This window comes from Amycolatopsis sp. NPDC058986 (assembly GCF_042741125.1).
Classification (GTDB): domain Bacteria; phylum Actinomycetota; class Actinomycetes; order Mycobacteriales; family Pseudonocardiaceae; genus Amycolatopsis.
This window is the reverse complement of record NZ_JBHYJW010000024.1, coordinates 111306-128321: the sequence shown is the minus strand read 5'-3', so window position 1 is coordinate 128321 and position 17016 is coordinate 111306. Positions and strand designations below refer to the sequence as shown.

20 protein-coding genes are annotated in these 17016 nt (G+C 68.7%); 9 read left to right on the top strand and 11 right to left on the bottom strand.

Annotated features, from left to right (window positions below):
• Positions 1-165 precede the first annotated feature (165 nt).
• Positions 166-381 (bottom strand): hypothetical protein, encoded by a 216-nt coding sequence (locus ACFW0G_RS22295; protein WP_378327278.1) that lies wholly within the window; start codon positions 379-381, stop codon positions 166-168.
• A gap of 296 nt (positions 382-677) precedes the next feature.
• On the opposite strand from ACFW0G_RS22295, the gene ACFW0G_RS22290 reads away from it, so the two are divergent.
• The 7 genes from ACFW0G_RS22290 (at position 678) to ACFW0G_RS22260 (ending at position 4212) form a co-directional block, all read left to right on the top strand.
• Positions 678-1118, top strand: a complete 441-nt coding sequence (locus tag ACFW0G_RS22290) for a hypothetical protein (protein WP_378327277.1) — start codon at positions 678-680, stop codon at positions 1116-1118.
• 20 nt (positions 1119-1138) lie between these two features.
• Positions 1139-1390 carry a hypothetical protein gene (locus ACFW0G_RS22285; protein ID WP_378327276.1) on the top strand — a complete coding sequence of 84 codons (252 nt, stop codon included), beginning with the start codon at positions 1139-1141 and terminating at the stop codon, positions 1388-1390.
• Positions 1391-1538: 148 nt separating this feature from the next.
• On the top strand, positions 1539-2264 hold the full coding sequence (locus ACFW0G_RS22280; RefSeq protein ID WP_378327275.1) for a hypothetical protein: 726 nt from the start codon (positions 1539-1541) through the stop codon (positions 2262-2264).
• 45 nt (positions 2265-2309) lie between these two features.
• Positions 2310-2579: a hypothetical protein gene (locus ACFW0G_RS22275; protein ID WP_378327274.1), complete on the top strand. Its 270-nt coding sequence runs from the start codon at positions 2310-2312 to the stop codon at positions 2577-2579.
• A gap of 191 nt (positions 2580-2770) precedes the next feature.
• Positions 2771-3520, top strand: a complete 750-nt coding sequence (locus tag ACFW0G_RS22270; protein WP_378327273.1) for a hypothetical protein — start codon at positions 2771-2773, stop codon at positions 3518-3520.
• The gene (locus tag ACFW0G_RS22265; protein ID WP_378327272.1) at positions 3510-3872 is read left to right on the top strand and encodes a hypothetical protein; all 363 of its coding nucleotides are present in this window, start codon (positions 3510-3512) and stop codon (positions 3870-3872) included. The genes ACFW0G_RS22270 and ACFW0G_RS22265 overlap by 11 nt, the downstream gene beginning before the upstream one ends.
• A 133-nt stretch (positions 3873-4005) precedes the next feature.
• Positions 4006-4212, top strand: a complete 207-nt coding sequence (locus ACFW0G_RS22260; protein ID WP_378327271.1) for a hypothetical protein — start codon at positions 4006-4008, stop codon at positions 4210-4212.
• Positions 4213-4269: 57 nt separating this feature from the next.
• Here ACFW0G_RS22260 and ACFW0G_RS22255 read toward each other — a convergent pair whose 3' ends face one another.
• On the bottom strand, positions 4270-4845 hold the full coding sequence (locus ACFW0G_RS22255; RefSeq protein WP_378327270.1) for a hypothetical protein: 576 nt from the start codon (positions 4843-4845) through the stop codon (positions 4270-4272).
• A gap of 180 nt (positions 4846-5025) precedes the next feature.
• Between ACFW0G_RS22255 and istA the strand changes: the two genes are divergently transcribed.
• The gene (istA, locus tag ACFW0G_RS22250) at positions 5026-6552 is read left to right on the top strand and encodes an IS21 family transposase (protein ID WP_378327269.1); all 1527 of its coding nucleotides are present in this window, start codon (positions 5026-5028) and stop codon (positions 6550-6552) included.
• Positions 6553-7341: an IS21-like element helper ATPase IstB gene (gene istB, locus ACFW0G_RS22245; protein WP_378327268.1), complete on the top strand. Its 789-nt coding sequence runs from the start codon at positions 6553-6555 to the stop codon at positions 7339-7341.
• Between the two features lie 532 nt (positions 7342-7873).
• On the opposite strand, the gene ACFW0G_RS22240 is transcribed toward istB, so the two are convergent.
• From ACFW0G_RS22240 to ACFW0G_RS22200, 9 genes are all read right to left on the bottom strand, one after another.
• Complete coding sequence (locus tag ACFW0G_RS22240; protein WP_378327267.1) at positions 7874-8497, bottom strand: DUF6919 domain-containing protein; 624 nt, start codon at positions 8495-8497, stop codon at positions 7874-7876.
• Positions 8498-8511: 14 nt separating this feature from the next.
• Positions 8512-8871: a hypothetical protein gene (locus ACFW0G_RS22235; RefSeq protein WP_378327266.1), complete on the bottom strand. Its 360-nt coding sequence runs from the start codon at positions 8869-8871 to the stop codon at positions 8512-8514.
• Positions 8868-11849 carry a Helicase associated domain protein gene (locus tag ACFW0G_RS22230; protein WP_378327265.1) on the bottom strand — a complete coding sequence of 994 codons (2982 nt, stop codon included), beginning with the start codon at positions 11847-11849 and terminating at the stop codon, positions 8868-8870. The genes ACFW0G_RS22235 and ACFW0G_RS22230 overlap by 4 nt, the downstream gene beginning before the upstream one ends.
• The gene (locus tag ACFW0G_RS22225; protein ID WP_378327264.1) at positions 11849-12691 is read right to left on the bottom strand and encodes a hypothetical protein; all 843 of its coding nucleotides are present in this window, start codon (positions 12689-12691) and stop codon (positions 11849-11851) included. The genes ACFW0G_RS22230 and ACFW0G_RS22225 overlap by 1 nt, the downstream gene beginning before the upstream one ends.
• Before the next feature lie 12 nt (positions 12692-12703).
• Positions 12704-13636: a hypothetical protein gene (locus ACFW0G_RS22220; RefSeq protein ID WP_378327263.1), complete on the bottom strand. Its 933-nt coding sequence runs from the start codon at positions 13634-13636 to the stop codon at positions 12704-12706.
• A gap of 187 nt (positions 13637-13823) precedes the next feature.
• Positions 13824-14546, bottom strand: coding sequence for a hypothetical protein (locus ACFW0G_RS22215; protein ID WP_378327262.1), 723 nt, complete (start codon positions 14544-14546; stop codon positions 13824-13826).
• A gap of 34 nt (positions 14547-14580) precedes the next feature.
• Entirely contained in the window at positions 14581-14901 is a 321-nt protein-coding gene (locus ACFW0G_RS22210; protein ID WP_378327261.1) for a hypothetical protein, read from the bottom strand.
• A 212-nt stretch (positions 14902-15113) separates the two neighbouring features.
• Positions 15114-15413, bottom strand: a complete 300-nt coding sequence (locus ACFW0G_RS22205; RefSeq protein WP_378327260.1) for a hypothetical protein — start codon at positions 15411-15413, stop codon at positions 15114-15116.
• A 349-nt stretch (positions 15414-15762) separates the two neighbouring features.
• A partial coding sequence (locus tag ACFW0G_RS22200) for a GGDEF domain-containing protein (RefSeq protein WP_378327259.1) occupies positions 15763-17016 on the bottom strand: 1254 nt, incomplete at its 5' end.

Below are 17016 nucleotides of genomic sequence, written 5' to 3'. Positions count from 1 at the left end.
ACACCATAAAGTCCTTACGGGGAGATCCAACCTCCCAACACCCCGCAACCCCGCCGTAGCCACCAAACAGGGCCCCCCTCGCGCAGCAGCTCGGCACCCGCAACGCCACGCCCCCCAGACGACGGCAACCGGCTCGACACAGCCAGCCGACACGTCCTACACCGGTTAGACCTTGGCAATTGCTGAGAGAACCTCGGTCGTTTGGTCACCCCACGCCGCAAGGCATTCCAAGACCTCCGCGACGACCTTGGCACACGCCTCGGTAATGCGATCCTCGCAAAGGGCCGGATCGACGCCAGCAGCCTCGGCCACATGCGGCCGGACAGCCTCGACCAGCTGCTCGCGCAGATCAAGCAACTCACCATGCGTGTACTTCGCCATAACCCCGACCGTAATCCCCACCGGAATCGCGGGTCAGCCCGCACTCGCTGATCAACCGGTCAACGCGGTCGGTGAGCGCCATCGTGCCCTCCTTCCGTAGTGCTCATCAGGCGATCAAGGTGTCCCCGCAGCCTCCCGGGGCTGGCCCTTGTCAGGCAACACGTATCCACGCCAGCCGACGAGAGAACCCGGGGCGATCCAGTTCACCGGGAACGCTCGCGTCGCATCACAAGATGCGGTATGATGATCATACGCCAAGAGGGAGAAGGCCCCTCGCCGAGACCAGGAGCAACATCGTGACCAGCATGTTCCGCATCGTCATCCACAACGCCATCAGCCAGGGACCACACGCCTGGATAATCGCCGACTTCGCCCACCCGCTCGGCGCGCTGCGTTGCGCCCGCACCAACCGCTACCGCTTCAACAACACCCGCCTCGTCATCCGCCAGACCAGCAACGATGTCACCGTCACGCTCACCCTCAATGACCTCGCCGACATTGTGGACGCGCTCCCCCAGCACGCGCCCGTGCACCTGGAGAAAGCTCGCCAGCTGATCACTGATGGCGGCATCGTCCTCCTCCGGAACGGCAGGAATCCGGTGTTCGTCGTGGTCTCCTCAGGCGGGGACACCCGGTACCTCACCGCCGTCCAGGCTTGCACCTGCCCCGCCGGGCGCTACGACCGCACCTGCTATCACCGCATCGCCGCCGAGCTCCTCACCACCGCCACCGCCTGATGCTCCAGAGGGGATACACGATGCCCGCCTCGATCGTGCTCCACAAGTTCGCCAACGGCGCGAAGAAGCTGCAGTTCACCGACAGCGCACAGGTCGGCATCGCGCACGACGGCCGCGTCTACTGGGCCACCCCTGACGGCTGGAAATTCGTACTCGCCCACCCGGAGGCCTTCCGCGAAGACACCTACCGTGTGCTCGGCGACGCCACCGGCTGGCCAGCCACCCACGACTCCGACTTCTACCTGAGACAGCGGACGAGCGGACCTCGATAGCCCACTCCCACCCTTCGGAGCCCGGGGTCAGCGCCGATGAGGTTTCGGGGGACGAGGGACCGAATTTCTTTACACGCCAACATGTTTGGAGGTATGATCTACATACGCCAAGAGGGAGAAGGCCCCTCGCCGAGACCGGGAGCACATCATGAGCTACACCGACGACCACTACCTCCGCGTCACGTACACGCGTACCACCGCCGCGGGAACTTCCGTGCGCGAAAACAGGTTCTTCGATGACCCGCGCGACGCCCGGAACTTCGTCCGTCAGAACGTGAACTCGTTCGTCGCCGTCAAGCGGCTCTATCGCGGTGACATCGACCCGCTCACCCTCGACGAGCTCAGCGCGCTCGCCCATGCCGCCGAGACCTACAAGCTCGCCCAGGTCTATCGGGCCCGGAGCCTGGTCTTCACCGGCGGAATCAAGCCCATTCTGGGCACCACGAACGTCTACTCCGCAACTTCGTCCATCGGCGCCGGTGTCTACGTGACCACGCCGCACTCCTGCACCTGCGTAGCCGGGCTCCATGGCGAGAAGGTCTGCTACCACCGCATCGCCGCCGAACTGCTCATCGCCGTCCGACCGAGCGCGACCCGACCGAAGGCCGGGGTCACCGATCAGGTCGCCGACGAGCTGGCCGACCTGCTCCGACAGGACGCCACGTCCCTGGTCGAGACCATCACCCCGCACGTCCAGCTGCTCACCAAGGACGAACTGCGGGCGATTCACGCCCATCTCCGGCTGGAACTCATCACCGCGACGCTCGCCCGCTCGTCCCGCCCGCACATGCTGCTCCGCGCCCTCAGCGCCGCCCAGGATCGCTCGCACCTCATCGTCGCCATTCTCCAGGGCCACGGCGACCACACGAACTGATTCTCCCTACGCCACAAACAATTCCACTCCACGAGAAGGAACATCATGGCTGTCAGCACGATCTACGTCTTTCGCGACGAACGCGACCGGATCATCGTCATCGGTCCCGATCGGCCGGACACGGCGTTGCACCTCATGCAGCAGTACGCCGAAGCCCACCACGTTCCCGACCCGCCGGACGAGGGCGACGAATCCGACCTCGATATGACCTACTGCCACAACGTGCGGATCGAGGACGACACAGTGCACTACGAAGAAGCCAATCCCCTCTTGAACGCATCGGCCCAGACCGTGTTCATCTGGTCCGGCCGGTAGCGGCCAGACGCGGGAGCCCGGCAGCCGTGCGCCGGGCTCCCGCGAAGCCCACGTTCAGCCCGAGACGTGAAGACTACGGCGACTTGCCGAGCATCGCCCTGATCTCGATTACGCCGACATTCCCCACGTCGAGAGTCTTCGCTTTTCCGGAGCGATGAAAGTCGATACAGCAGCCAGCACAGGAGAAAGAAATGGCCTCCGAGCGTTTCCGGATGACCTCGCTGCAACACCTCATCCTCGAGGCCGCCGACCCCGAGACGCACCGCATTCCGCGCGAGCGGATCGACAACCGAGCCATGCCCCGGCTACGGCGCAACGGGTGGGCGCTGCCGGTCGTGGACCGGCAGCGAGGCAAGAAGGTGTGGCACCGGTGGGAGATCACCGACCTCGGCCTCGAAGCCCGCGCCAACGCGACGATCGTCGATCCGCGACCGCGGCCGAACTGGCGGCACTGGGAACCCATACGGCTCTCCGCCGGCGAGGTGGTCGTCGCCGGGCACACCCTCGTCCGTCCCGGACCGACGATGCTGTGGCAGGTCGTCTGCCCCGGGCAGCAGAAACCGATCGGATACCGAACCTACCTCGACGAGGCCGTGGAACTGCTCGCCGACCACGTGTACGCCACGACCGAGCACGGCGACCCCCGCGATCCCGCCGTGCCGCTCCCATCGGACGGCGACGGCGTGGTCGACCTCGACCAGCCCGACACCACGCCGCTCGCGGACCTGCACTCCGCCCGCTACGGGTTGACGTTCCACCAGACCACGCCGCTGGCCCGGCACGGCATCCAGACCGTGGAGCGGCTCGCCGAGCTGGTCACCAAGCACGAGGCCGACCCCGCGAACTCCGAGCTCTCCACGATCGCGCAGCTCGGCCCTGCCCGAGTCGACAAGGTCTGCGCGGCGATCGCCCGCTGGCGGGAGGCCCACGATGGTGAGTGACGCCCGGGACGAGCGCGTGCCGTTCATCCGAGCGGACGAAGAGGTGGATCTCGGCCGCCTGGTCCCCGGCGCCGTGGTGGAGCGATGGACCGACCCGATCCGCCGTCGAGGCGATGACGGCTGGTCGAAACCCGAGCTGGTCAACGTACCGACACCCTGCTGCGAGCGGATCTTCCCCCGGGTGTCCACGAGCGACGAGTACGCGCCGCTGGCGTTCTGCTGCGACTGCTCGTGGACCTTCCGGCTACGGCTGATCGACGACAACGACGGCGGTTTCACCGCCCGGTTCACCCTCGAAGAACCGGGACCGATCCTGGTCGCGAACCATCGTGCCCCACGCCGCCGAACCTGAGCGGCAACCAGCGAGGAGCGCGCACCGGCCGGAACGACGACCGGTGGCCATGAGCACCACCGCAGCCGCTCGGGCGCCGACCGCAGCCTCCGCGTCTCCCGAACCACTGCACCGACAACCAGCGAGGCCCACCATGACCGAGAAGGAATACAAGACCGAAACCGGCGCGCTGCTCAACGCGCTGGAACACCAACGCATCGCCCCGGGGCACTGGATCGTCGAAGGACACGAGGTACGACGCGACGGTCGCAAGTGGACATTCCGGCGCCTCGGCCGAATCGGCGAGCCGGTCATCCTCGGCTCCTTCACCGCGGTCCTGGCCGCCATCGATGCCCTCTAGCCTGCTTCCCGACGACAGCAGCGGGAACGCGCTATACCGGGAAGGCCGAAAGCAGGGTCACCGCGGCGTGTAGCGCGTGGTGGTCCGCGTCGGCGGTGGCGGGATCTCGACGATCTGGTGCGGCGATTCCAGCCACAAGCGGATGTCGGTCCGTGGCCGGGGTCCCCAGTCCCACAGCTCCCACAACCCCAGGGCCAACACCCAGCGCCCGGCGTAGGGGGCCAGCAGCCGCCGTTCACGATGGCGGATGACCACGTGGCGCTCCCGGTCGTCGGCCTCGCCGGGACGATCCAGCCACGACCCTGGTACCCGCTGGCTCAGCAGCCACGAGTTCTTCGACTTCGACTCCTCCAGGTTCGTCACGTGCATCGCCACCGCCACCGGATGCGTCAGCGGCCCGGCCGCGAGCCGCTCCGCCAGGCGCCACGCCTGGTGCGGCCAGAAGAAGAACGCGGGCCAGCTCACCAGCTGGCGACCGCATTGGGCGACGAAGCCGTCGGCGATGTCGCCGCCGTCGACGGCGAACTGCTCGATCAGCCTGGCGACCTTCCCCGCGGTGTTGAGCAGCACGGTGGTCTTGCGCGCGTAGGTTGGGCGGTCCCCGCCCCGTGGCGCCGTCGGATCATCGCGCATCTGGGGTGCGACTTGACGCAGTGTCTCGGCTGCTACCAGTCGCCAGATTGTCGGCGGACAGTGAAAGATCCCCATAGGCGGCCAGTTATCGCCCCGCTCGTGGCCAGGGAGTTCCCCGTGGACGGCCAGATATCTCCCCGGTGACGTGTCCAGTTTGTCGTGCGGCAAGGCTCGTGCGATGTGAAGACCAGCAGGGAGATCATGGAGATCCTCGAGGCGTATGACCTCACGGGGAGTTACCGGGCAGCGGCGGCGCTGGCCGGGTGCGACCACCACACGGTGGCGCGGTATGTCGCGTTGCGGGCTGCCGGGGACAGCCCGGTCGAACGGGAGCACCGGGCCCGGCCGATTGATGAGTATCTGGCGAAGATCGAGGAGCTGGTGGTCCGCTCCAACGGCAGGATCCGCGCCGATGTGGTGCACAAGCGGATCACCGCGATGGGCTTCGCCGGCGGGGAGCGCACCACCCGCCGTGCGGTGGCGCAGGTCAAGAACCGGCTGCGGGCCGGGCAGCGGCGAGTCTTCCGGCCATGGATCGCCGAACCCGGGCTCTGGCTGCAGTGGGACTGGGGCCATGGCCCGAAGATCGGCGGCAGGCAGACGCAGCTGTGGTGCGCGTGGCTGGCCTGGTCGCGATTCCGGGTGGTGATCCCGGTCTGGGACAAGACCTTGCCGACGGTGGTGTCCTGTTTGGACACCACGCTGCGCCGGATCGGCGGGGTCCCGACCTATGCGTTGACCGACAACGAGAAGACCGTGTCGATCGACCATGTCGCCACGATCGCGGTCCGCAACCCTGACATCGTCGAGGTCGGCCGCCACTACGGCCTGACCATCCGGACCTGCATGCCCGCGGACCCGCAGACCAAGGGCGGGTCGGAGGCGACGGTCCGGATCGCCAAGGCCGACCTGGTCCCGACCGAGACGAACCTGCTCGGCGAATACCGCAGCTTCGGCGAGCTCGAGGCGGCCTGCCGCGCGTTCTGCGACGAGGTCAACACCCGCCCGCACCGGGAAACCCGACGCCCGCCGGCCGAGGCGCTCGCAGAGGAACGCACCCGGCTGCATCCGGTGGTGAAGACGCCGTTCACCGTCGCGTTCGGCACCACCCGGCGGGTGAACTGGGACGGCACCGTCTCGGTCGAAGGAGTCCGGTATTCGGTGCCGCACCAACTGGTCGACACCCGGGTCTGGGTTCGGTTCCAGGGCGACGACCTGATCGTCACCACGGTCGGCGAGACCGGCCCGTCCGAGGTCGCCCGGCATGCCCGCTCGGCCCCGGGGAACCCGTCGATCAAGGACGAGCACTACCCGCCCCGCCCGGATCACCACGGCGAGCGGCCGCCGCGGCCGACCTCGCCGGAGGAGACCGCGTTTCTGGCCCTCGGCGACGGCGCGGCCGCCTGGCTGACCGAGGCCGCCGCGGCCGGGACCCGGCGGATCCGCCCGAAGATGGCCGAAGCGGTCACCCTCGCCAAGCTGCACCCCGCGGCCGAGGTCGACCGGGCTCTCGGGATCGCGGCGATCGCCGGACGGTTCGCCGACAACGACCTGATCCGCATCCTCACCCACAACAGCGGCCGCGACGCCACCGAACCGACCCGGGTCAGCGAGGACCACTCGCTGCAGCCGGGAACCTCGGCCTGGTCGAACTTCGGCCTCCCGACTGCTCCCGTTTCTTCCGACGATGAAAGCGAAACTCTCTAGATGTCGACCCCACTGCGAGTCGCCGGCTCCACCGGCGACCCTCTGGCCGAGGCCATCGCCCTGACCAAACGCCTCAAGCTGCCGCACCTGCGCCGCGCGCTGACCGACCTGGTCCCGACCGCGAAAGCGCAGCGCTGGGACCCGGCCGAGGTCGTCCGGGTCCTGCTGGCCGAGGAGGCCGCCGGGCGGGACGCGGCGAACCTGCGGACCCGCCGCAAACGCGCCGCCTTCCCCGCTGGGAAGACCTTCGGCGACTGGGACGAGCAGAAATCCTCCATCCCGCGGCCGACGCAGGACGCGCTCAAGACGCTGGAATGGGTGCGGAACAAGGAAAACCTCTGCATCTGCGGACCCAGCGGCACCGGGAAGAGCCACTTCTGCGAGGCGCTCGGCCAGGCCGCGATCGAGGCCGGGCTCACCGTCGCCTGGTTCACCATCGAAGACCTCGGCGCACTCGTGCGCCGCCACCGGGTCGACGACTCGATCACCCGCGCAATGACCCGGCTGATCCGCACCGACCTGATCATCGTCGACGACATCGGATTGCTGCCGGTCTCCCCGGACGCCGCCGAAGGTTTCTACCGCCTGGTCGACGCCGCCTACGAACGCCGCACCCTGGCGGTCAGTTCGAACCTTCACCCCTCGGGATTCGACGAGATCATGCCGAAAACCCTTGCCACCGCCACAGTCGACCGGCTCCTGCACCACGCGCACGTCGTGGTCACCCAAGGTGACAGCTACCGGCTCGCCCAGGCCACCTCCGGCCAAGGAGTGATGCCGTTGCGCTAACACAACCACCACCCAGGCGGGGAAATATATGGCCACCGTCGGGGAGCCCTAAATGGCCGCCAGCGGGGAGAACAACTGGCCGCCTACGGGGAGATCCATCTGACCGTTGACACCAGATCTTGTTGCGCCGGATCAGGGTTCCCTCGCTGGTCTCCGCGATCGCCGTTACCTGCGTATGCACGTCATACAGGCACGACCGCCTGTGCGGCTGCCGTGGGAACCGTCGGAAGTGCGCCGCCTTCCGGCTCGTCTCCTTGTCGCTGCTGCGCACTGCGGAGACCTTGGTCTCGCACCCCCAGCACCGCAGCGGCGCCGGCCAGGAGTCTTTGTGCAGGTTGATGTCCGAGGCCAGGAACTCCCGATCGCCGAACCGCGCCCGCGGCATCGCCGCCGTCGCGTCGCTCTCCCGCTCCACCGACCACCGCCGCGCCCGTTCTGCCATGCCATCCAGGATGCGATCACCCGCGTGACCTGGTCAAACACCCGGAGGCCGTGTCACTGGGCTGTCGCCCCGCGTATCCAGGCCGCGCGTTCAACTCCGCGGTTGGAGCTGGATCCATCGTTCGAGCAGGGGCCACAGGACGTCGTTTCGGCCCCACGCTGGATCGACGATGCTGAGCTGTCCCGCCGCGCGCACGGCGTCGATCGCCTTTCGGCTGCAGACGTCGAAGCGGGAGGCGACGTCGCGGGATGAGAGTCGGCCACCGAATCCGGTGCGGGCCTCGCCATCGCGGGTGGTGACGACGACCCATTCGTCGCCACCATTTCGGTTGAAGCGGCTGTTCTTCGGAGTATGGGAGACCACCAGCAGACCCGCTGTGGTTGCCTGGGCGGCGAGTTCGGGTAGACGATCCACGTCGAGCCAACCCGATACGGCTGCGCGCTGGGCCCAGATCGCGCCGTCGTACCCTGGGCCTGCGGGGATTCCGGGTTGTGAGCAGTCGGTGAGGTAGCCCGCCCTATTGGCCGCCGCCAAGGTGGGAATCAGTTCGCGGGTTTCGTCGTCGGGGCCGTAACCTGGCGCGTAGCCAGGTTGGGAAGCCAGGGTGCCCTCCAGCCAGCGGGCCGTCAATTCGCCCAGCGCGCGCAGGTCGGACGCGGCTGCCCACTGGCGACGATCAGCCCTTTTCATGGTTATCCCGAACACGTAGATCACTCCCTTCCCAGGGACTATTCGTGGATGGATCCGTCCGGGCAAGGCTGCCCGCGGTGAGCTGCCTCGTATTCAGCGCGGGTCACGGTGATCTCCCGGGTGGGTACTTCGGGCACGGGATCGTCGTCCGGACGGTAGTTCTCAGCGGGGATGCACGTGACGTACACGCCGACCTTCTCGGAGCCGGGCAGGCCCTCGCGAGGCCCGGCGTCTCGATTACGGCTCTCGATAACCCAGCCGGGAAGGCTCACCACTGGTGGATCCCATGGTTCCTCGGGGCTCGGGTCGAGTTTGAGTAGTTCGGTGAGCATGGTGAGTCCGAGTGCGAGCACGAAGGCCAGCGCGCTGTATGCGGCGAATGACGTGAACCGGGTCATGACGCTGCCGCCTGTTCCTTGGCGAGGATTTGCTCCAGGGTTGGCAGCCGTCCGCTGAGGCGTTGGGTGCAGGCTCGCGCGTGGCGGCGGCCGAGCTTCTTGTCCAGCTCTGCGACGGCCTCGGCGTTCACTCGGGACACGCGATCGCGGCTCAGCTGCAGGGCGCCGCGGACGGCGCCGAGCTCGTGGGCGATCCAGGCCTTCGGCCAGCCGCGGGCGATCATGTCGTCCAGCAGTTTCCACGTCGGCGCGGCGTCGACGTACTGGTCGGGGAGCTCGAACTTTCGCACGATCTCGTAGGTCAGGGCGAGAATCGCGGTCTCGGTCCGGGGCAGGATCCGCCGCGCTTCCCCGTGTTCGATCTTGCGGAGGGTTTCCTTGCGGATCCGGGTCGCGCGCACGATCGCGGCCTGGGTGACGCCGCGGCCGCGCAGGATCTGCAGCCGAGCCCGGGCCTTCCCGGCGTCGACGAGGTCAGTCTCTTGTCCGTGCACCCGCTCGAAGTTGTAGGCGCGGTTCGCGGCGATGCACGGCTCGCAGCCGCAGCCCTTGACGTAGGTGGCGCGGAGCCCGTGCACGACGCCGGTGAGGATCGGGCGGTCGCTGCGCCGCAGGTCGATCTCCCACTGCCAACCCTCGATGGCCTCCAGCAGCGCGGCGCGCTCGCTCGGCATCCGGCCGATGCGGCGGGCGCGGCGCTGCACGATCGCCCAGCGGGAGAGGTTGAGCTCGTGGTCCTCGATCCGCTCGACGTGGCCGTCGGGGATCCGGCAGGTGCCTTCGCGCGCGACGAACTGCAGCAGCGCCTGATACGACAGGTGCCAGGCGATCTCGCCGGGCTCCCAGCGCAGCGGGGTCGCCGCCGGGAAGTGCTTGTGCAGCGCGGCGACCCCGTGCTCGAAGGCCGGGGCGAGCCGCTCGTCGAAGCGGCGGCGCCGCGCGTCGAACAACCACTGCCCCACTGGCTGGCCGTCGCCGTCATGGTGGTCGCGGGGGATGTTGAGGTCGCCGTGCTCGCCCGCGTAGTCCCCGAGCGCGATCAACAGGCTCAGGTCGGCGGCGGGCAGCAGATCCCACGACCACGCCGGCAGGCGTCCGGCGGCGTGTTCCATCGCGGCCGACAGCGTCCCCGCGGCGCGGCGGCGGACGGTGTCGACCGCGAACTCGGCCAAGGTCGGATAGCCCCGCCGCGCACCACGATCGCCCGAGTGGACGGGGATGGCGGCCAGCTGTTCCAGGCCGCGGCGGGTCGCCGGGCTGATCGTGGAGTCGGTGACGTGCTCGCTCCATCGGGCGACCGCGTCCCACCAGGCGACGTCGAGCCGCGACCAGGCCCAGTTCGGCAGGCTCTCCAAGGCAGTGATCCGGTCGGGGCTCAACAGGCCGCGCACGTGCAGGGTGCGCTGCCGCGCGACCCAGGATCCGATGGGGACGCCCTCGAATCGCACCTTCGGACTCGGGTGGGCGTGCCCGTGCCGCTCGGCCCACCGGCGCACCACCTCGAAGGTGCGCCACCAGCCCGCGCCGGTCCGATCCAGGGCCCGCAGCGCCCAACGACGCGGGTCGAACCCCGGCGGCAAGGTCACCGTCAACCCGGGCCCCGGTGCGGAGCGGGCGCGGCGACGCCCGGGGCGGGCCGGGGCGATCCCGGCGGTGGCGCGCAGCGTGTGCGCGAAGCGCGGGTCCATCTCCGCCAGGGCGCGCAGCACCACCCAGACGTGGCGCCAGCTGGACGTGCCCAGCGCGGTGTCCTCGTCCAACGCGGTGTCGCCGAGGTCGACCGCCAGCACGATCCGTCCCCGCGTCTTGCCCGGCGCGGTGCGCATCGCCCGGCCCACCGCCTGCACGATCGATACGGCTGAGGCCATCGGGTCGGCCAGCACCACCGTGTCGACCTTCGGGACGTCGACGCCCTCCTTCAGCGTGTTCGCCGAGGCCAGCACCTGCACCGTGTCCTCGTCGGTGTCGGCCAGCCGGGTCAGCGCGGCCGTGCGCTGGCGGGCCGTGTGCCGCGACTCGAGGTGCTCGGCGCGGATCCGTCGCCCGTCCGGCACTTTCACGCCGTCCAGTGCCTCGGCCAGGCCCCGCGCGCGGTTGATGCGGGTGTGGAAGGTGAGGATCCGGTGCGCGCCCGTGGTCGCGGCGGTCAGGACCGCGCCCGGGGCCGCCGTCGTATCGGCAGTTGTCGTGCGGTAACCGGTGCCGGTGACGACCTCGACGTCATAGTCGACCAGCAGACCGTGTTCGATCGCCTCGGCGATGCTGCCGCGCGCCAGGACTGGCCCGAACACCGCTTCGTCGTCCAGCGCAAGCGGCGCCTCCACGCCCGCCGGGGTGTCCAGCTCCCACGCTGCGGCTTCCACCGGCGTCGCGGTCAGATACAGTCGGCGGGCCGCGGGCAGATCCTGCAGCACCGTGCGGAACTCGGCGCGGGGACGGCCGGCCAGATGGTGCGCCTCGTCGCACACCAGCAGACCCGCCTCCAGCCCGGCCTGCCGCAGCGCGGCGGCGACCTTCGGCGCGGAATGGTAGGTGCTCACGATCAGCCGAGCGCCCGGTCGCCTCGACCGCAGGAACGCGCCGATCGCCTCCGGGGCCGTCGACGCGGTCACCTCCGAGCACGCCCACTCCGGCAGCCCGTCCAGATCTGCCACGGCGATCGCGCGGCCGCTGCTCGGGTCCGAGCAGGCGATCATCGTGGAGTGCGGCCAGGACTCCAGGGAGCGGTAGGCCAGCACGGTCTGCGGGACCAACGCCAGCGACGGCACGCACACCACCACCGGATCCGCGCACAGCTGCTCGGCCAGCCACCGGCCCAGCATCGTTTTGCCCGCCCCGCACGGCAACACCACCACGCCCCGTCCGCCTCCGGCCAGGTATGTCGACGCGGCCGCCAGCCCGCGAGACTGCAGTACATGCGGCCGCAATGCCTGGCGCGGCGACGTCGCCGCGGTGGTGGGTGCGCACATCGTCGTCATCACGCCGCCTCCGGGAGCTCGAACCAGCCCGGTTGCACCGGGGTCGGCGGCGCGATCGGCGCCGGACGCTTCAAGAGCTTCGGGTGCTTCGCCAGCAGCCGCTCGTACCAATCCAGCGCGTAGTCCTTGCACGACACGCACTTCTTGTGCGTGGAGCATCCCGGAAGCCGTTCGCCCCAGCGAGCCGACACCGACCAGGCGGCGCTGTCCCCGCTGACCACCAGATGGCCCACCCGCTCGATCGCCGGGACCGCCATCCCGAACGTATGAATCCTGATGCCCGGCACCGCATCCACGATCGCCTTGACGATGTCCACGATCTCCAGCGTCGACGACCGCCGGCACACACTGCCCAGCCCGACCCGCGGCACCGACGCCAGATCCAGCCCCCGCTCCCCGTACATCTCGATCATCCGCAGATACGCTGCGACCGTGTCGCCCTGCAGCGGCGGCATGATCAGACACGGGATGTCCCCCAGAGTGTCCGATGTGGACCATAACGCGGCCAGCGCGACGTAGTTGTCGAGCGAGCGCTTCTGGTGCTCCAACACCGACAGCCCCGTGCGGACCAGCATCTGATCTTCACACGGCCAGTCCATCGGGCCGACCGCGTCCGGACGCCCCGGCCAGAAGCACCACATCTCGATCTCCGCGATGTAGCGCTCCGGCGTGATCGACCAGCCGCCATCCGCGGAGATCGTCTCGAACGCCCCGGAATCCAGCAGGTACGGACCTCGGGCGCGCGGTGCCGGGCCCACCGGCATCTGGTTTCGCGAAATGCACCACGCCGCGCGCGGATCACGCAACCACGGCGCGTCGGCTGTACCCGCATAGAAGATCATGACGATGCTCGCTCAGGTAAGGATGAGGTGATCGCGGCAGCCCGAACAGCGAGTCCAGTCGGCCGGGTTCGTTGCCGGTGTACGGGCGCCGCAGACGCCGTTCTGGCCGTGGGAGACGTTGCTGCAGGTCCAGGCCTGGGTGGCGAGGTTGTAGACGCCGCATGGCGCGGAGCGGAGGGGTTTGGCGGGATCGACGTCGACGATCTCGAGCCATGGAGCGGAGCCGGTGCCGGCGTGCAGCAGCACATACCGCGGCGTCGTCTCCGGACGCGTCACGCTGGTGGGATCGACGCCGTCCGCTTCCGCGGTCCACTCGATCCAGCAGCGCAGGCAGAAGCGGTCTCCGTCGAAGGTGAGGGGTTTGCCGGTGTTCGTGTCGATCGGTGCGACTTCGTCACCGCAGCACGTGCACGCCACTGTCCATTCGACGCCACGCCAGGACTCGTCGGTCACGAACACCGTCCGGTAGTTGGTGTCTTCGCGGAATTTCTCCGACATCAGGACCCGGCCGCCGAAGCGCATTCCCGACTTCTCGCTCGGCGTGAGGTCGGCCGGGGGCCAGCCGCCGGGGAGGCGCCGGTGGAACTCGGCCTCACCGTTGCGGAGCACCTCGTGCAGGTCCCAGCTGCCGTGTAGCGGGCGCGGTTCGGTGTGGGGGACCATGTCGGAGGTGATGGCTCCGGAGCGGAATCGGAAGCCCCACACGGCGCCGTCGTTGTCCGGTTTCGAGTCGTAGTCGTAGTTCGCCCAGAACCTGAACCGGTGGCCGTCGCGCTCGCTCTGGGCCTCGACCCGGACGCTGGGCTCGGCCACGGTGCCAGACCAATCGGTGCGCAGGAGCCGGATCAGCCACCGGCCGCCCTGGAGCGCGAAGACAAGATCGCCGAACTCCAGCTTGAGCTTGCCACCGTCGATCCGATCGAGCTCGAACGTACCGTTCGCCATGGCAGTTTTCCTTTCCTCGGCCGGGTTTTGATGTGATCGGGTCCTCTGTCTGTCGACAGGTTCGCCTTGGTCTCTTGCCCGGCGAGGTCGCCGGATTCCGCACATCAGCAGGTTAACACACTAATACGTGTATTTGTCTACGCGTGCTCGGTCCGCTCGATGCGGAAGGGAACTCCTGGTCGCTACGTCACGTCCCCGTGGGTTCACCGGGGCCGCCGACGACGTAAAGACGGGGTCGGCGGGGCGTGACAGGGGTGGAGGCGGTGGGCCAGTCGTCGACGCACAGGCCGTGGCGCGGGGGCACCCAGTGCGGACGTGCCCACGCGTATGCCCGCCTCAGCCACTCCTCGTTGAAGTATCGAGGCAGGTAGCCACCGGTGTTCGGCACGGGCTCGGGCACGTCCCCGGCGGTTTCCACCTGTTCGCGGACACGCGCGGCCTCCGCGCGATGGCGTGAGCAGAACCAGTGCACCGCTCGGATCTGGCCGGTTCGCACATCCGGCTCTTCTACCTTGATCCGCCCCCGGGCGCCGCACACTGTCCGATTCCGTTCCTTCTCCGGCAACGAGGCGACGTCGACGCGGCGGGGCCTGTAGGGGCGGAGACGAGGGCCGACGCAGGGACCGGGGTCCCAGGCCGACCGCGGCGGCTCGTAGCGCGGGGCGTCCTGTGCGAACAGCTTGATGTCACGGCGGAGCCCGAGCTCGTCGTATCCGAGCAGACACGCCACCCTGGCGCTTCTCGACCACTCGCGCGCGTGGCGTTCGGGATCGCGGAACCGTGCCCATGCGAGCGCGAGGGCGAGTTCGCGGGTGGCTGGAGGTATGTCCTCGTCGCCGTAGAGCTTGGCCACCAGGTTGTCGTACCTCTGCAGGTCGGCCCGGTCGGTCGCAGCGCCGTTGAGAGCCACGCCGCTCACCTCCGTCTCGTCGTGCCGGTTTTGTTCAGGGGCAGCCGGGATGCGACTCCGGAGCGGAGAAGATCGACCGGCAGCCGGAACACAGGAAGTTGGCGGGGCCGAGCTGCGTCCAGGATGCGTCCCCGCCGGGGAAGGTCGTTTCGGTGATTTGCAGGCAGAACTGTCGGCCGTCCCGCAGCTGGATGGTGAGCATGCCCGGCTCGGGGCCGCTCGCGATCTCGTCGGCGAGGTCGAGCAGTGTGTCGAGCCCGCCGTGTTCGGCGAGGATCTCGCTGGCGACGTCCGCGAGCGTGACTAGACGGCTGCTTCGATGCCGCTGTGCAGCGTCCTGGGGTTTCTCGGTCATGGCGCTCCCTCCAAGCTCGTGACCCGGGCACGTTCTGTGACGCATTAATACACTAATAAGTGTACTAGTTATTTACTGTCCGCGCCGGGCGCGGCAGCATTCCCCGCGCTCACGTGGGCCCCGGTGACTCCCGATAGAGGATGCGGACGCAGGCGCCGACTGGCGTCGGAGTTCGAGTGCTTGACGCGCGTGCCGGGTGCGCCGGGGATGGTCTACTCGGCTTCGCCGGAGGTCAGGTTCTGGACGTGCTGCAGCAGCAGGTCGGCCGCGGTCGCCGCGTCGAACCACGTGGTCTGCGCCGCGGACCGTCGCCGACGCAGGGACTCCTCGATCCCTTCCCGAATGAGATCGGCCAGAGTCTCCCGGTCGAGCGCCTGCTCCTGTTGTTCGGTGCCTATCCGGGTCCACAGCACCGTCGGAAGGCCGTCCGGGACATTCGCCGCCGGGATCCGCCCCTCCCGCGCCGATTCGTCACTGCCCGGGAACTCGTTCGTCAAGCTCAGCCACGCCACCGCACCGCTCCTCCCCTGGTCGTACTGCCCGCGTAAGCGGACCTCTTGCTCCAATACTGCGTCTCACCAGGGCTTAAGAGAGCGAGTTCGGGCACGAGGCGTACATCTACCTACGCCGATAGAGGGACCAAGCAGGGAGAATCCCCTAGCCGAATGTTGATCTTTGGTAACGCGTTCCTTGCACCTGACAACGTCCTCTGTGGCCGATCTACCCCGCTGGGCAACTCAGGCAGAAAGGCGGACAGGCGAAGTCACGTGGTTAAGACCGAGGAACCACCGCTGACCGCAGGCGGGCGCCGCCAGACCGCCGGTTCGACCTCTTTGTACTCCCGGTGCTGGCGTGGTTGCTCTAGCTGGGAAGGCGGGGCTGCCGTCGCCGCCTCGGGGCCGCCGACACCACCTCCACCACGGTGCTGTGGCCGGGCGGCATCGCGGTACGGATCTGATTCCGGCCCGCCTCCTTGGCTTCGAGCAGCGCGCGATCGGCCGCGAGGATCAGCTGGTCCGCGCTCGCGCCGTCGTCGGGGTAGCTGGCCACGCCCATCGAAAGGGCGACGCCGGCCAGCGTGTGAGGCGTGCCGGTCTTGGTCTCCGTCATCGTCACCGGTGTACGGGCGAGCTGGGCGTGAATGCGGTTCGCCACGGCCAGGAGCTGGTCGTGTCCGATGCTGGGCAGCATCACAGCCAGCTCGTCGCCGCCCCAGCGGCACACCAGGTCCCGGGAGCGCACTTCCGCCTGTACTGCGCGAGCCACGGCCTTGATCGCCTGGTCCCCGGCCGGATGTCCGAAGGTGTCGTTGACGCTCTTGAAGTCGTCCAGGTCGATGAACAGCACGCCGACGCTGGTGCGGGTGATAGCCGCCCGCCGCAGCTCGGCGTCGACCACTGCTGTCCAGTGCACTGGGGTTGCCAGGCCGGTTTTGTCGTCGGTGCGAGCTCGGCGTTCGTATTGCGGCAGGAGCAGGTCCCGGTGGACGGCGATCGTGGCGATCAGCGGGGCGGGCAGTGCCCACGGCTCGTGGACGAGCAGGACGGCCATGACCACTCCCAAGCCGAGCGCCGCGGTGACCACCAGCTGGTCGGCCGGGTGTCCCAGCGCCTCGCGGGCGGTGATCGGTTCGTCGGAGGAGAGCATGATCGCGCCGACGACAAGGGCGTAGTTGGTCAGCCACCATGTCCCCGTCGCCGCGACGATGATCAGCAGCGCCCAGGGGGTGTGCGGCAGCCGGGGGGTGGCCGCGAGGCCGGCGCTGTGCAGGACGGCGGAGGCAGCCGCTGAGGCCACGATGAACGTCGAGGCCGAGTAGACCTTGCGATAGGCGATCGAGGGGCCGTAGACGCGAACCCAGCAGTAGAGGTACGAGACCACGGTGAGCGCGATGACCAGCGGAAGGGGGACCAGCAGGAGGGCAGCGAGGACCCACAGCGACTTCAGGTTCGTGTAGGGCGCTCGCTTCGGGCCTTGCTCTCGTCGCCGCTCGATAGTCCGCGCGGTTTCGAGATGCAGGATCGCGCCGACGGTGAGGATGATGAAATAGATCAGCTCGGTCCGGGACACCGATACAGACAGTGACGAAAATACGGTGATCGCCAGCGCTACGGC